A 16769-nucleotide genomic window follows, 5' to 3' on the forward strand; every position below is an offset into this window, starting at 1 on the left:
AAAATGAGATTTAAATTACTATGGTTAAAAAATACATTTATTAGTAATAAGAAAATAGCTGAGAACTATTTTTTTATGACTTTATTGTTAGTATTGAACTCTTTTTTTGGATTACTTATTTATCCTTATTTAATTAGAACCTTAGGAGCTGAATTGTATGGAGTATATATTTTTGCTTCTACAGTAGTAAACTATTTCATCTGTTTTATAGGTTTTGGATTTGATATGTATGGGGTAAGATTAATCGCAGAAAACCCTTTTTCTATAAAAAAAAAATCAAATGTTTTATCAATTATATTTACTACAAAACTGTATTTAGAGATTGTTTCTATTATATTGGCTATTCTTGTAAGTTTTGTTTTTCCCATACTAAGAACCTACTTTTGGGTATACATAGTATGTTTTGCCAATACTTTGCTAAATATTTTTTTTCCTACTTGGTATTTTCAAGGTGTACAAAAAATGAGAGTAGTAAGCTATATACAACTAATTTTTAAATTGTTATCGCTTCCTTTTATTTTTATTTGTATAAAAAAACCTGATGATATCTTGCTTTTCGCTATTATTATGACAGCATCCTCTTTATTAGGTGCTCTCTATGCCTTTATACATCTATTAGTTTTCGAAAAATTGAAAATTTCATTAGTACCTATAAAGCATACTTTAGTTTATATTAAAGAATCTCAGTATTTCTTTTATACTAATTTTCTAAATATGATGAAAATACAAACTATCAACTTGATCATAGGAACTCGTTATAGTATGACTGATCTAGCCTTATATGATTTAGCTAATAGAATAGTTTCCATCCCCCTTATGCTTATAACTAACATTAATAGCGCCTTATTCCCTAAAGTGGTGTCTAACTTCAATGTTCCATTGATAAAAAAAATTTTAAGGACAGAACGTATAATAGGTATATTAGCTGTTTTAACTGTAGTTGTTTTTGGAAAAATAGCTATACAAATTCTTGGAGGTGAAACAATGGAAGGATCTTATTGGATCGCTGTAATTTTGAGTTTTACTATTTTTGCTTTTTTACAAACAAGTTGCTACATAGGGCTTATTTTAATTCCCAATAGGAAAGACTCTTACGTACTTAAAGATTTAATCCTTTCATTCACCACCCTTTTTACACTTATTGTATTAGGAATGCTACTTTCTAAAAATATATTAGCGCTACCCTTGGCTTTCTCATTAGCTGCTCTTGTCGAGCTTTTATACCTAAGAAACGTAAGTAAAAAAATATTAATATAATGACATTATCATACCTTTTAGAACAATATAAAATTTTTAGAAGTAAAGACTCTTTAAAACTTTACAACTTTTTCCCTATTGATAAAGAATTAAATTGGTTTTATTATTTTATGGAACATAGAGATATTCATACTCCTATCAATATGTTTTCAGTGTATGGTAATCGAAAACTAATGAAGTTTATAGGGGGTAAAAAAGTATTTTTCGCTGGAGAATACTTACAAGAAACTACAATTAATAACCAATGGAAATCCTTTGCTGACCACTGTGTAAGTGAAGTTAATTTATCAATGGGCTACGACTATATCAACCACCCTAACTATTTAAGGTTTCCTTTATGGATACTATTCTTTGTGCGACCTGATGCTACATTTGAAGATATAAAGAAAAAAATTGATTTGATTAACAATCCCGACTATAGAATTAAGATACAAAAAACAGGCTTTGCTTGTGTGATAGCCAGCCACGATACCAATGGCATTCGTAGAAAAATTGTTGAACAATTAAATAAAATAGAACTAGTAACTTGTGCTGGTAAATTCTTAAATAATACGCAGGAATTATCAGAGGCTGAAAAACATATACAAAAGCACTATGAAAAAGCAGATGAATTTAGCTTTGATACGTTTTACACTTTAAAAAAAGAATACCTAAAGAAATTTAAATTCAACATCTGTGCTGAAAATGCCTCTGGGAAAGGTTATGTAACCGAAAAACTTTTTGATGCTATAGAAAGTGCTTGTATTCCTATTTATTGGGGAGGTGGTGATAAAAAAGATTTCGTAGAACCCGAGATTATCAACCCCAAGGCTTTATTGTATTACGAAGAGGGAAAAGAAGATAAGTTGATAGAACAAGTAAAAACTCTCAATAATGATAAAAAAGAATATGAATCTTTTATGAGTATTCCTCCTTTTAAAGATACAGCGCCTGAAGCTATTTGGGCTATGTTACAAGAGTTTGAAAATAGATTAAAAAACTTATAAAATGCTGTTCTCTATTGTTATACCTGTATATAATGTAGCACCTTACTTACATGAGTGTGTAGATTCTGTATTGGCACAAGAATTTACTGATTATGAGATTATTTTGGTAGATGATGGATCTACTGATAATTCTCCGTCTATTTGTGATGAATATGCTGAAAAGTATAGTCAAATAAAAGTAATTCACAAAGCTAATGGAGGTCTTTCTGACGCTCGTAACTTTGGTATAAAAAAAGCTCAAGGAGATTACTTGATGTTCTTAGATAGTGATGATTTTTGGAATGGGAGAAATGTCTTATTAGATCTTCATAATATTATTAAAGAAAATAATCCTGACTTAATAATTCATGAATTGAGCAGTTTCTATAATTTAGAAAAAATTATTCCAAGAAAATTCAAAAACAAAGAAATACAAAATTTTTCTTATGATTTTAAAGAAGATTTAAAATATTTAGTAAATAATGATATTTATTACGCAACAGCTTGTAATAAAGTTATAAAAGCATCTATTGTAAAAGAAAATAATATTGAGTTCCCTAAAGGAAAATTACATGAAGATGTTGTTTGGTGTGCAGATATTATTCCTTATATAAACAATTATGCACTTTATTCTAACCCTTTCTATTATTATAGAAAAGAGAGAGACGGTTCTTTAACAGTCCAAATTAGACCTAAAAATATTATTGACTTAATAGATATAATTTCTGAGAAAGAAACACTTTTATCTAAATTTGATGGTGGATTATCTTATTTATCTTATAACTATTATATTTATCTTAATAATGTAAATTTGTTAGAGGAAGAACTAAAACAAAAATATTTAAGAAAACTCATTAATCTAAACTATCTATTAGACTATTATCCAAGAAACTTTTTATCTTTAAAAGGGAAAATACGATTAGCTCTTTATAAACTATTGGGTATAAGATATGCAGGTTTAATAGAATATAACATCAGAAAATTTCTAAAGAAATGAAGTATAAACTCCTTTTCATATTTGGTACACGCCCCGAGGCTATCAAAATGGCTCCGCTCATAAGGGCTTTTCAAAAAGAAACAACTTTTGATACAAAAGTATGTGTGACAGCACAACATCGTGAGATGTTAGATCAAGTGTTAGGCTTTTTTGATATAAAAGCAGATTACGATCTCAATGTAATGAGGCCTAATCAGAATTTGTATACACTTACCGCTACAATCATTACAGAACTGAAAGCTGTTTTAGAAGATTGTAACTCTGACTATATATTTGTACACGGCGATACCACTACCACTATGGCAGCGAGTATTGCTGGCTTTTATGCAGGAGCTAAAGTGTGCCATATAGAAGCAGGTCTTAGAACCTTTAATAAATACGCACCTTTTCCCGAGGAGATTAACCGCAAAGTAACAGGAGCCATAGCCGATTTTCATTTTGCCCCTACTCAGCAAGCGAAGCAAAACTTACTAAGAGAAGGTGTGGATGAGAAAAGTATTTTAGTAACAGGTAATACTGTAATAGATGCTCTTTTAGAAAGCTCTAAAAGAGTGGTGAATTTGCAAGACAAAGAGATTGATACCCTAAAAGATGTCGTAGATTGTACTAAAAAGTTAATTTTAGTCACAGGGCACAGACGTGAAAACCAAGGCGAAGGTTTTATACATATCTGTGAGGCACTTAAAAAGATAGCTTTGCAAAACCCTGAGGTACAGATAATCTATCCGGTACATTTAAACCCCAATGTAAAAGAACCTGTTTATCGTATATTATCAGGTATTGAAAATGTGAAGCTTATAGCACCCTTAGCCTATCCTGCTTTTGTTTGGCTGATGAATCAATCCTATCTCATCATTACTGATAGTGGAGGTGTACAAGAGGAAGCTCCTAGCTTAGGCAAACCTGTGTTGGTAATGCGTGATACTACTGAGCGTCCTGAAGCGGTAAGTGCAGGTACAGTTATCTTGGTAGGTACTGATGAGCAAAAAATAGTAGATGAATGTGAACAACTACTTAACAACCAAGAAAAATACTCAAAAATGAGTGCTTTACATAACCCTTATGGTGATGGTAAGGCTTGCGAACGAATAGTTGAATTTTTTAAGAAAAAGAAATGAAATCAATATTATACTTAATGCATATCCCTTGGCAATGGATTAAACAACGCCCTCATTTTATTGCGGAATATTTATCAGAATATTTTCAAATAGATGTTCTTTACAAGATTCCTTTAAATGTACATAAAAAGAATTTAATAAATAAAGAAGAATATATCCCTAACATAAAACCTTTCTTTCAATTTCCTTTTAAAAGATTCAAGTTTCTAAAAAGATTTGACTTTCTTAATAAATTATTTTTTAGATTTTCTATTTCTCAAAAAAAGATCAATTCTTATGATTATATTTGGATAACAAGTATTTCTCTATATCCAATGATTTCTCATCTAATAACAGATAGAACAAAAATTATTTGGGACTGTATGGATGATGAATTAGAATTTAAATCTTTTAAAGATAATAAAATTCTATTAAATTCTTTTTTGAATATAGAAAAAGAATTAATAGGAAGAGCTGATATTATCATCTGTTCAAGCAATTATCTTTCTCAAAAAATACAAAGTAGAACATCAGTTTTTAGAGAGATTTTTGTAATAAATAATGCAATTGAAATACCAAAAATTAATGTTAGCTTAAAAAATACAGTAGAAATTCCTAAATTAAACCTTATAAGAGAAATAAGTAATATCTTTATGTATATTGGTGCTATATCAGAATGGTTTGATTTTAAAATCTTATTTAAAATGTTAGAAGAAAATAGCGATATTAACATTGTTCTTATAGGACCTAATGATATAGAGATTCCTAAACATAATAGAATAATACATTTAGGAACAATAAAAAGAGACTATATTTTTGATTTTATGAGGTATGCTAAAGCTTTAATAATGCCTTTTAAAGTTAATGAACTTATTAAATCTGTAAACCCAGTGAAAATATATGAATACATTTGGATGGGATTACCTGTGATCGCTCCTCATTATGGTGAGACAGAAAAATTCTCAGATTATATATACTTATACAACAATCCAGATGATTTTATTAATATATCAAAAAGTATAGAGAAGAATCAAATTACTATAAAAAAAACAAAGGAAGAAAATAGACTTTTTGCAGAATCAAACCAATGGAAAAATCGATGTCAAGAGATATTGAAAATATTAGCTCTATAAAGAAAATAATATTTTTTATATTATTTTTATTATATTCTTTTCTGCCTGGTATATACAAGATCTTAGGGAATCAAATGATAATGTTATTTTCTATCCCTATTGTTTTGATATTATTATATCTTACAAGAAAATCTTATAAACCTTTAAAAATTGATGTCGTTTTTATCATTTTTTTTTGTTATGTTATTTTGCAATCAATTTTATGGATGTGTTCTCCTTGGGTAAATAGGATAGGAATTTTGATGGGAATGTATCTAAATATATTTCCAATGTTAGGTTTTTTTATTTCTAGAGGAATAGAATTTAAAGTTTTTAAAAGTATTATTTTAAACATAGTCCTAATACATTGTATATTAGGTATTATACTATATCCTTTTTTTAGAATTGTAGATGCTGGTTCACCTTTAGTTAAATCTTTAACAGAAGGTGTAGCTTATGGTAGGATGTCAGGAATATCAGGTTCTCTGATCTTTGGGAACTTAATTATGATTGGTTTTATAATGAGTTTTTTTACAAAAAAAATGTTTTTACCATTAATAACTTTTTGTCTGTTATTTAACGCTCAAAGAAGTGCTTGGTTAGCAGCAGCATCTTCTATTCTAATATATCTTCTTTATCTATTAAAGAATCTAAGAATCAAAAAAATTTTAACTTATACCATTTTTATTCTTGTATTTGTAATAATAGGAATATCTTTAATATCAAACTATATTAATTTTGATATTGATTTTATGTTGTCACGCCTTGACTCTGTAGGTAATGCATCTTCTGAAAGGCAAGATCAATGGGTATCTGGTTTGAAGAACTTTATTTCATACCCCTTAGGAACAGGTGTTGGACAAGTAGGACACGTGGCAGCTCGATTTGAGGGAGCTTCTAGCATTTATAATATAGTCCCTGATGGTGATTATTTTAGAATACTTTCAGAATATGGAATGATTGGAGGCTTATTTTATATGTTTGTAATTTTATCCGTTTTTTTATCATTTATATTTATTAAAAAAATGGATAAAATAGTTGTTTTGGCATTAATAACAGGGTATCTTATTCAGATGGTAGGATCAAATATTTCTGAATTTTACTTTACTAATTTTGTTTATTGGTTTATATTTGGCTATTATTTTTATTTTTTGAATGATAACTATAAATTTAAAATATGATTTCGGTTTGTATAGCAACATATAATGGTGAAAAATATATAAAAGAACAATTACAATCTATATTACAACAACTCTCTGAAGGAGATGAAATTATTATCTCAGATGATGGGAGTACTGATAATACCATTAAAATAATAAAAGATTTAAACGATAATAGGATAAGAATATTACAACATATAAAAAAGTACTATAAGGGATTTAGTTCATCACACCAATATTCTTCTTCAAATTTTGAGAATGCTATAAAAGAGGCAAAAGGAGAATATATCTTTTTGTCTGATCAAGATGATATATGGTATACCTATAAAGTAAAAAAAACATTAGAAATATTATCAGATAAGAATATCTATCTAGTTATGTCTAATTACTCTTTAATTAATACAGAAGGTATTCTAATTAAAAAAAAGATGTTTGAGAAAAACCCAATTAGTAATAGTAATCTTATAAATTTAATTAAGACTCCTTTTCATGGCTGTTGTATAACCTTTAAGAAAAATATACTGAAAAATGTACTACCTTTCCCCTCAAATTTAGTTTTACATGATAATTGGATAGGATTTTTAGCTAAAGGACATATAAAATACATTGAAGAACCTTTAGTTTTATATAGAAGGCATGATAAAAATGTTTCGGCTCAAAAAGGGGAAAGTAAAAATCCTTTGTGGTACAAAATTTACTATCGTATAGTTTTTTATATGCAATACATTAGGAGATCTTTTAAGAATATTATATGAATTTTTCTGTACTTATATCACTATATCACAAAGAAAAACCACAATTTCTAAGAGAATGCTTAGAGAGTTTAAAAAATCAAACGCTTTCAGCTACAGAGATTATAATGGTTTTTGATGGAGCTATTTCCTCTGAGTTGGAGGAAGTGGTAAGACAATTTATTACTATTCTACCTATTAAAATTATTAGACTACCACAAAATGTAGGATTAGGAAAGGCTCTCAATGAGGGGTTAAAATATTGTTCCTATAATTGGGTATTTCGTATGGATACTGATGATATCTGTTTGCCTGAACGTTTTGCAAAACAGCTTGCTTTTATATCAGAATTTCCTAAAGTTGTACTTTTTAGTGCACATATTGCTGAGTTTATAGAAGATAAGGCACTCATATCAACCTATAGAAGAGTGCCTATTGGTAATAAAAATATTAAAAAGTATGCACTTTCAAGAAGTCCATTTAATCATATGGTAGTTGCTTTTCGCAAAGATATTATAGAAGAAGTAGGGGGATATCAACATCATCTTTTTTTAGAAGATTATAATCTATGGTTACGAGTTATAGCTAAAGATTATGAAGTAGGAAATATAGATGAAGTACTACTTTTAGCACGGACAGGAGATGGTATGTTATCACGTAGGAGAGGGAGACAGTATATCAAAGGAGAATGGAAACTTTTTAAATTGAAAAAAAAGTTAAAGCTACAAGGTATATTTTTAGGTTTTCTTACTTTTTTGTTGCGTGTAATTCCAAGAATGCTACCAACTATGGCCTTAAAGATGATATATAAGATATTAAGAAAAAAATAATATAAAAGTTTTTAGTATATTGTTAATCAATATTTTATGAATGCTTTTGAATATTTCCTTAGTAAAAAATATATATTTCAAAAAACTAATTACTACCTTTGCACCCATTAAACCTAATTATAAACATTCAAAATGAGTTAACTAATGTCTAAAAACATTTTAAAAAACAGAAGATTCTATCAGAAAAATGTATTAAAAGGAGAAGAATACTTACAAAAAGAGAAAAGGGGTATAGATAATGTATTGTTGCTTCCTATCACAGTGGTCTCTTCTGTATTCTATTATGTAGCTCATACTACTGTTAGTATACCTTTATTTGCAACAGCAGTAGCCCTATTTTGTACATTCTATTATATAATTGTAAGATTGGGGATGAATCTGCGCATGCAAAGGTATTTAGCAAAAACCGTAGAGGGCTATCATTTTCGTTGGTATGAGTTATGGCATATACGTTGGAATGACAAAGCTCTTGTTTCAGCTTGGCATAAGAAACTTATAGAGATGGCTAAAGAAGAAGCTCTTACAGATACTCAGATAGTACAAATTATAGAAAATCAACGCCTTGGGAATCGTAAGAGGGTTTCATATGCTTGGCTTATAATAGTTATAGGTTTCTCGATATTACTTTCTATACTCTTTGTTTCAATAAGAACAAACTATAAAATAGCAGAGCTTCAACAATATAGAAGGAGGTATAATTTAGAAAAGACTTACTCTGTTACAACTAAGAAACAGATTATACTTCGATCATTTTTTATAAAATTTGTTAGACAACATAAATGAAACAAAAGATATTTTTAACTGGTGGAACCGGAATGGTAGGTAGTAATATACGCGAACATAAAGCAAGTGAGCAGTATATTATATTATCTCCTACAAGTGCAGAGTTAGATTTAACACATTTTGATAGTGTAAATAGCTTTTTAAAACAGCATAAGCCAGATATCATTATACATTCTGCAGGATTAGTAGGAGGTATCCAAGCCAACATAAAGAACCCTGTAGATTTTTTAGTTAAAAATTTGCAGATGGGGCTGAATGTTATTTTAGCAGCTCAGCAGAATAATGTAAAAAAGCTACTTAATTTAGCAAGTTCTTGTATGTATCCACGTGATATGGAAATAGGGCTTACAGAAGATATGATACTGAAAGGTGAGTTAGAACCTACCAATGAGGGGTATGCTTTGGCTAAAGTAGTGGCAACTAGGCTATGTGAGTATATGAATAGAGAGGATGAAAAGTGGCAATATAAGAGTGCTATCCCTTGTAATCTTTATGGCAAATATGATAAATTTGACCCTAAACATTCGCATATGGTACCTGCTGTTATTAGAAAAATATACGAGGCAAAAGAAAATAATATTAATGAGGTAGAGATTTGGGGTGATGGACTTTCGCGAAGAGAGTTTATGTATGCTGGCGACTTAGCTGATTTTGTATATTATGCCTTAGATCACTTTGATAAAATGCCTCAAAACCTAAATGTAGGATTAGGCAGAGATTATACTATTAATGAATATTATCAAGTGATAGCAAAAGTGATAGGCTATGAGGGTACTTTTACCCACGACTTGTCTAAACCTATGGGAATGAAAAAGAAAATGATAGATAATACACAGCTTATAGCTTTTGGTTGGCAACCTAAAACATCGTTAGAAGAAGGTATCAAACAAACATTAGAATATTTTAAAAATACAATTTTATGATAAAATATCCATTGGCATCCTCTACGTGGGATGAAAAAGAAATTGAAGCAATTAATAGTGTGATCGCAAAAGATATGTATACAATGGGCGAGGGAGTAAAGCAATTTGAAGAAGATTTTTCAAAATTCTTTGGCTCAAAGTACAGCGTAATGGTAAACTCAGGTTCTTCAGCCAACTTGATAGCTGTGGCAGCTCTTTTCTATACTAAAGAACCTAAGTTAAAACGTGGAGATGAAGTGATTGTTCCGGCAGTTTCTTGGTCTACTACTTTTTACCCTTTATATCAATACGGTCTAAAACTTAAGTTTATAGATGTGGATTTACAAACTTTAAACTTTGATTTAGAGCAACTTAAAGCGGCTATTACAGATAAAACTAAAATGATTTTAGCGGTGAATTTATTAGGAAACCCTAATGACTTTGACGCTATTAAAGAAATAATAGGCGATAGAGACATATTGCTTATGGAAGACAATTGCGAATCTATGGGAGCTAAATATAAAGGTAAATATACCGGTACTTTTGGTATAATGGGTACCTTTTCAACTTTTTACTCTCACCATATGGCTACTATGGAAGGAGGAGTGGTTTGTACTGATGATGAGGAATTGTACCATATTTTAGTATGCTTAAGAGCTCACGGTTGGACACGCCATCTTCCTAAGGAGAATAAAATCTCTAATAAAAGTGACAATTGGTTTGAAGAGTCTTTCCGTTTCTTATTACCAGGCTACAATGTGCGCCCCGTAGAGATGAGCGGTGTAATAGGGATTGAGCAACTAAAAAAATTACCAACATTCTTAGAGCAACGTCGAAAAAATGCTGAGCTATTTGTGTCGCTATTTAAAGATAGTAAGACTTTCTATATACAGAAAAATGTAGATGATAGCAGTTGGTTTGGTTTCAGTTTAATTATTAAGCCAGAATCTAAGGTAGATAGGAAAGATGTGGTTAAAAAATTAGAAGAAAACGGCATTGATTGCCGCCCTATTGTTACTGGTGACTTTACTAAAAATGAGGTGTTGAAATACTTTGATTATGAAATTTTTGGTCAAGTAAGAAATGCAAACTATTTAGATGCAAAGGGCTTATTTGTAGGAAATCACCAAATAGACTTGACTCAAGAGATAAAACATTTGTATAACGTTTTAAAAGAATTTTAACATTATGAAGAAGAAAGCTCTTATTACAGGGATTACAGGTCAAGATGGTGCTTATTTAGCAGAATATCTTCTAAAAAAAGGGTATGAGGTACACGGTATGAAGCGCCGTTCTTCATTGTTTAACACCGATCGTATCGATCACCTTTACCAAGACCCTCACGCAGAGAATCTAAATTTAATCTTGCATTATGGTGACCTTACTGATAGTATGAATATCACCCGCCTTATCCAAGAGGTACAGCCTGATGAGATTTACAATCTTGCTGCGATGAGTCACGTACACGTGAGTTTTCAAACACCCGAATACGTAGGTAATGCTGATGGATTGGGTACTCTTCGTATTCTTGAGGCGGTACGTTTATTGGGGCTTACTGATAAAACTCGTATTTATCAGGCCTCTACTTCAGAACTTTATGGTTTAGTACAGCAAGTGCCTCAGAGTGAAAAGACCCCTTTCTATCCACGTTCGCCTTATGCTGTAGCTAAACTTTATGCTTATTGGATTACAGTGAATTATCGTGAAGCTTATAAAATGCACGCCTCTAATGGTATCTTATTCAACCACGAATCGCCTATACGTGGCGAGACTTTCGTAACTAGAAAGATAACTCGTGCTCTCAGTAGAGTAGCTTTAGGTATGCAAGACAAGTTTTATATGGGTAACTTAAGTTCGCAACGCGATTGGGGGCATGCTAAAGATTATATCAAGGCGATGTACCTCATTTTGCAACAAGACACCCCTAGCGATTATGTTATAGCTACAGGTATCACTACTGCTATCCGCGATTTTATCAAAATGGCAGGACAAGAAATCGGTCTGACTATTGACTTTAAAGGTAAAGGTGTAGATGAAAAAGGTTATATAGCAGCGATAGACAAGGCTATTTTTGCTGAAAAAGTAGGTGAAAAGTACCTTCCTGCTATAGAAGCTAAAGTAACTAATAAGGATGAAATAGTAGTGGTAGACCCACAATACTTCCGTCCTACAGAGGTAGATTTGCTTATTGGTGACCCTACTAAGTCGCAAACAGTTTTGGGTTGGAAACCTGAATATGACCTAAAAGCCCTTATTGAAGATATGATGCGTTCTGATATTAAGCTTTTCAAGCGCGATGCCTACCTAAAAGAAGGAGGGTTTAAAGTGATGAACTATTTTGAATAACAGACAATTTTCTTTCTATAACAAAATTATAAACTGATGAGGCTCACGGCTTCATCAGTTTTTTTTAACATTTTATTTTGGTGGTTTATTATTATTTATATACCTTTGCTACATAAATTAAGAAATTAACCTCATAGTGTTATGTTAAAGAAATTGTATTTTTATGTGCTTTTATTGTGCTCTATTACTGCTTTTTCTCAGGTGAAAGTTGAAGGAACAGTAATTGATGAGATAACTAAAAAGCCTTTACAGGGTGTGAAAGTACGTGTGAACTCCCCTCGCCGTTATGCTGAAACTGATAGCAAAGGTAGGTATGTGTTGCAACTTCCACAGGGCGACTTTCTCCTTTTCTTCTCGCTTAATGGCTATACTACCCGCGAAGAGGTAGTAATGATTGAAAAAGAGCGCCGTCAGCTTCTCGACCCCTACGCCCTTTCGCCTGACTATGCTCAAGAAGCAGAGCAGTTAGCGGTTATTTCAGAAAACGAACTTGAAGATGACGAGAGCCAAGCCGATGCTATGTCAGGACTCTTGCAGAGTTCGCAAGATGTCTTTATGCGCCGTGCTGCTTTTGATTTTAGTTCGGTTTTCTTCAAACCACGTGGCTATGATTCTAAAGATGTGAGTGTGCTTATCAATGGTATTCCGATGAACCGGTTAGAAAACGGACGAGCTCAGTGGGCTAACTGGGGCGGACTTAATGATATTACTCGCAATCAAGAACTCTCTAATGGCATTGCTAAATCTGACTATACCTTTGGCGGACTTGCAGGCTCTACCTACATTCATATACGTCCGTCTCTCAACCGATCTGGGTTGCGCTTTTCTTCTTCACTAAGCAACCGTAGCTATGTAGGTAGGCTAATGGCTACTTATAGTTCTGGGCTACAGCGCAATGGCTTAGCTTACACCCTTTCAGCTTCTCGTCGTTGGGCAGCTAATGGTAGCTGGGTCGATGGTACTCTTTATAATGCCTATGCTTTCTCCGGAGCGATTGAATACCAACTTAATAACTATCACAACTTCAACTTAGTAGGGATGTTTTCTCCTATTAAAAGAGGGAAAACTTCCCCTCTTACACGCGAGGCAATCGACCTAATGGGCTATCGCTACAATCCTTATTGGGGCGACCAGCAAGGCGATAAAAGAAACTCTCGCAACCGTATTATCTCCGAACCTATTTTTGTGCTTTCGTATAACTATCAGAAGGACGATACGCGCCTAAATGTAGACTTAGGCTATCAGTTTGGCGAGATAGGCAATACCCGTATCAGTTATGGTAATGCACAGAACCCAGAGCCTAATTACTACAAGAAGATGCCTAGCTATTATCTAAATCAACAACCTTCTGATGAGGCAATGGCAGAGCTCCAAAAGAATTATTTTTTGAACAATTCTCAGCTGAATTGGGCTGACCTATACGCTGCCAATCGCAATGCTACCGATGGGCGTAGTGCTTTCATCGTAAGCAATGATGTAAACCGCGAGCGTACCTTTACTACTAATGTAAACTTTTCTACCCCTGTGTATGAGAATATTAAGAGTACCTCAGGCTTAGTGTACCGCAGAATAACTTCTGACAACTACGCTTTAGTAGACGATTTATTAGGTGGTAACTATTTTATGAACTACGATTATTTCGAAAGTCAGCCCTATAACAGTCTCGAGGCTGATAGAAAGAAGCAGCAAGGCGACAAGTGGAACTACTCTTATGCGCTTAATAGCAACGTAGTAGAAGCCTTTAGTCAGCTTGAGTTTACCTTCAAAAAAGCAGAAGTCTTTGTAGCGGCTCGTTATCATTATACTGATGTTCAGCGCGAAGGCAATTTCTACTACCCTGTATATCCTGATTCGTATGGCAAAGGTGCCCTACAAGTGCAAAAAGGTATGAGCACTAAGGCAGGATTTACGTATGCTATTACCGGCAGACACTTATTGCAGTTTAATACCGCTTACTTCAATACACCTCAGTCAGTACGCAATATTTTCGTAAACGTACGCAATTCTAACCGACTATTGCCTAATATAAAGAATGAGGTAGCTTATACTGCCGATGCCAACTATATTTTGCGTTTGCCTTACCTCAAATCTCGCCTTACAGGATATATTACCGAGATAGAAAATACCTCAGAAACCAACTTCTTCTACACCGAAACAGCTCTTACTGATGAGATAAGCAACGGTTTTGTAGCCCAAACAATTGATGGCATAAAGAAACGTCATTTTGGTTTAGAATGGGGGGCTGAAGCGCAATTACTTCCTACCCTCAAACTTTCAGCAGCTGTTGCTTTAGGGCAATACACTTATGTTAATAATCCAAAATTATATATTTCGTCTGATGATATTCCTCAGGGAATTGCTTATGATGAGGTGAAATTGAAGAATTACCACGTACCAAGTGGCCCTCAGCAAGCATATTCAGTAGGGTTAGAGTACCGCAGCAATAACTATTGGTGGGTAAGTGCCACAACCAATCTATTGGCTAAAAACTATATATCGCTTTCGGCGCTCAATCGCACCTCACAGTTCTTCATCGACCCCAATACCCGTCAGTCATTTACCAATATCGACTACGATAAGGCTCGACAACTCCTCAAACAAGAGCGTTTAGACGATGTTTTCTTAGTGAATTTAGTAGGAGGAAAGTCTTGGCGTGTTAAGAAGGTGTATATTAGTGCGATGCTAAGCATTAACAACCTATTCGATACCCAATTCTTGTCTGGTGGCTTTGAGCAATCGCGTACCGCTAACTATGGCAAAATGTTGCAAGACAACGCTCACGGGGTTCCTTCATTCGGCAACCGCTATTTTGTAGGATACGGCCGTACCTATATGGCAAACTTAGCTATCAGTCTCTAAATAATTAATGTATTAAAAAAATCGAACAATATGAAACTAAATGTATTAAAAAACACAGCTATAGCGTTTATTTCGCTATGTACTGTAATGTCGTGCGTAAAAGACGATGATTACGAATTGCCCGACAACAAGAAAGTGCTACCAGCCTTTGCTGGCAAGGTAGTGAGCTTTTCTGATGTTGCCAGTAGAACTACCGCTACTATAAAAACTTACAGTGCCGATGAAGCTATCGAAGGATATGTAATTTCAAGTGATGAAGGAGGTAATTTCTACAAGAAAATCTACATCCAAAACGAAGATAAAACCCAAGCCCTTTCAGTAGCACTCGATAAGAGCGGTATCTACACCGAATTCCCTATTGGCGCTAAGGTGCAACTTCGCCTCAAAGGACTTACTACTCAGCTTAATAATGCCATTACTGAAGTAGGTTATAAGATTTATAAAAACGAAAAATCAGGTCGCGAGAGTGTAGGTTCTATGGCCGAAGCTATTTACAAAACCCATCTATACGATATGGGTGGAGAGCGTAAAACCCTTGCTTCGCTTGCTAAAGAAGTTACCTCTATAGACGCAGTTAAAAATAATGCTAATGCAGGACAGCTTATCACCCTCAAAGGCGTACATTTCCCTAATGAAGTAGTTGGCAAAACGATGTACGACAAAAACAAAGATTTAGGAGGGGCTACTAACTACAAACTTACCGATGCCAATGGTAAGACCATAGACTTCAGAACCAGCAGTTATGCTAAGTTCAAAGACGAAAAAGTCCCTGCAGGAACTCTTGATATTACAGGGGTACTATCTAAATTCAATACCTCTTGGCAGTTTATGGTAAGCAATTATGCTGATATCAAAGTAGTAAGTAGTGCTACCACCACCTCTACCCAAACAAGTACTCAAACAGCTACCGTAGTAGCTCTCGATGCCGCTACTGCAACCGTAGCCGACTATGTAGTGGGCAAACGCGTTAAGCTACACGGCATAATAACCGTTAAGAGTAACCGTACTTACATTACATTCAAAGATGGTACTGAAATACAAGTCTATGCTCCTCGCGAAGTTACGCTCTCTCAAGCAGCTAAAGACAAATTGTTGATGGCAGGCTATGAAATAGCTGTAACCGGAGTATTTACCGATTACCCACTCAAAAACGGCACTGTGGTAAAAGAAATTATATATAGCAAAGAGAGCGATATAGAGTTTATCAAAGCACCCGCTACAGTCCCTCAGATTACCACCCTCGATGCCACTACTGCAACCGTAGCCGACTTTGAGGCTAATAAAGACAAAAGAGTACTTCTAAAAGGTACGCTTACACCAGAAGCAAAAAATACCTATATACACCTTTCTGATAACACTAAAATACAAGTGTTTATAGTGTCTAGCGTATATAAGAAACTATCAGCTGAAGCAAAAAATAAACTTAAAACAGCGGGACAAAAAATAGAAGTAAAGGGTACTTTTGACGTTTATAATGGCAGTAAACAGATAAAATGCGAAGATGCTAATGATTTAGTATTCAAGAATTAGAACTTTTACTTTTACCTTATAGCTTTTATTAAAAGAGGCTACCCTTTTTCGGATAGCCTCTTTTTTTGTCTCTTTACTTCAGATATACGAAGGATACAGGAAGACCGAAGGATCACTAGACGATTACCGAACAATCACCAAAAAATAAACATCTAAAAATCCTTCTCAAACCTCCTAATCCTCCCTGCCTTCTCAATCTT

14 protein-coding genes are annotated in these 16769 nt (G+C 33.2%); all 14 read left to right on the forward strand.

Going from position 1 to position 16769, the window contains the following annotated elements; translation table 11 throughout:
* The first annotated feature begins 3 nt into the window (after positions 1–3).
* The 14 genes from FOC45_RS00300 (at position 4) to FOC45_RS00365 (ending at position 16569) form a co-directional block, all read left to right on the forward strand.
* Entirely contained in the window at positions 4–1257 is a 1254-nt protein-coding gene (locus tag FOC45_RS00300; protein ID WP_009390840.1) for an oligosaccharide flippase family protein, read from the forward strand.
* A gap of 110 nt (positions 1258–1367) precedes the next feature.
* A complete protein-coding gene (locus FOC45_RS00305) occupies positions 1368–2243 on the forward strand; it encodes a glycosyltransferase family 10 domain-containing protein (RefSeq protein ID WP_231121873.1) in 876 nt (291 codons plus the stop codon).
* A gap of 1 nt (position 2244) precedes the next feature.
* The gene (locus FOC45_RS00310; RefSeq protein WP_009390835.1) at positions 2245–3219 is read left to right on the forward strand and encodes a glycosyltransferase family 2 protein; all 975 of its coding nucleotides are present in this window, start codon (positions 2245–2247) and stop codon (positions 3217–3219) included.
* The gene (gene wecB / locus FOC45_RS00315; protein WP_009390834.1) at positions 3216–4337 is read left to right on the forward strand and encodes a non-hydrolyzing UDP-N-acetylglucosamine 2-epimerase; all 1122 of its coding nucleotides are present in this window, start codon (positions 3216–3218) and stop codon (positions 4335–4337) included. Before FOC45_RS00310 ends, wecB begins: the two co-directional genes overlap by 4 nt.
* Complete coding sequence (locus FOC45_RS00320) at positions 4334–5449, forward strand: glycosyltransferase group 1 family protein (protein WP_009390832.1); 1116 nt, start codon at positions 4334–4336, stop codon at positions 5447–5449. The genes wecB and FOC45_RS00320 overlap by 4 nt, the downstream gene beginning before the upstream one ends.
* Entirely contained in the window at positions 5404–6609 is a 1206-nt protein-coding gene (locus FOC45_RS00325) for an O-antigen ligase (RefSeq protein ID WP_084063410.1), read from the forward strand. Before FOC45_RS00320 ends, FOC45_RS00325 begins: the two co-directional genes overlap by 46 nt.
* Positions 6606–7343: a glycosyltransferase gene (locus FOC45_RS00330; protein WP_009390829.1), complete on the forward strand. Its 738-nt coding sequence runs from the start codon at positions 6606–6608 to the stop codon at positions 7341–7343. Before FOC45_RS00325 ends, FOC45_RS00330 begins: the two co-directional genes overlap by 4 nt.
* Positions 7340–8149 carry a glycosyltransferase gene (locus FOC45_RS00335; RefSeq protein WP_009390827.1) on the forward strand — a complete coding sequence of 270 codons (810 nt, stop codon included), beginning with the start codon at positions 7340–7342 and terminating at the stop codon, positions 8147–8149. The genes FOC45_RS00330 and FOC45_RS00335 overlap by 4 nt, the downstream gene beginning before the upstream one ends.
* 144 nt (positions 8150–8293) lie before the next feature.
* Positions 8294–8932 carry a hypothetical protein gene (locus tag FOC45_RS00340; protein WP_009390825.1) on the forward strand — a complete coding sequence of 213 codons (639 nt, stop codon included), beginning with the start codon at positions 8294–8296 and terminating at the stop codon, positions 8930–8932.
* Entirely contained in the window at positions 8929–9855 is a 927-nt protein-coding gene (locus FOC45_RS00345) for a GDP-L-fucose synthase (protein ID WP_009390823.1), read from the forward strand. The genes FOC45_RS00340 and FOC45_RS00345 overlap by 4 nt, the downstream gene beginning before the upstream one ends.
* The gene (locus FOC45_RS00350) at positions 9852–11018 is read left to right on the forward strand and encodes a DegT/DnrJ/EryC1/StrS aminotransferase family protein (RefSeq protein ID WP_009390822.1); all 1167 of its coding nucleotides are present in this window, start codon (positions 9852–9854) and stop codon (positions 11016–11018) included. Before FOC45_RS00345 ends, FOC45_RS00350 begins: the two co-directional genes overlap by 4 nt.
* Positions 11019–11022: 4 nt before the next feature.
* Positions 11023–12180 carry a GDP-mannose 4,6-dehydratase gene (gene gmd, locus FOC45_RS00355; RefSeq protein WP_009390821.1) on the forward strand — a complete coding sequence of 386 codons (1158 nt, stop codon included), beginning with the start codon at positions 11023–11025 and terminating at the stop codon, positions 12178–12180.
* 141 nt (positions 12181–12321) lie between these two features.
* Positions 12322–15039 (forward strand): TonB-dependent receptor, encoded by a 2718-nt coding sequence (locus tag FOC45_RS00360; protein ID WP_009390820.1) that lies wholly within the window; start codon positions 12322–12324, stop codon positions 15037–15039.
* Positions 15040–15069: 30 nt separating this feature from the next.
* Positions 15070–16569, forward strand: a complete 1500-nt coding sequence (locus FOC45_RS00365) for a DUF5689 domain-containing protein (RefSeq protein ID WP_009390819.1) — start codon at positions 15070–15072, stop codon at positions 16567–16569.
* The last annotated feature ends 200 nt before the right edge of the window (positions 16570–16769 follow it).

Source organism: Capnocytophaga sp. FDAARGOS_737, assembly GCF_009730375.1.
Lineage (GTDB): Bacteria > Bacteroidota > Bacteroidia > Flavobacteriales > Flavobacteriaceae > Capnocytophaga > Capnocytophaga leadbetteri.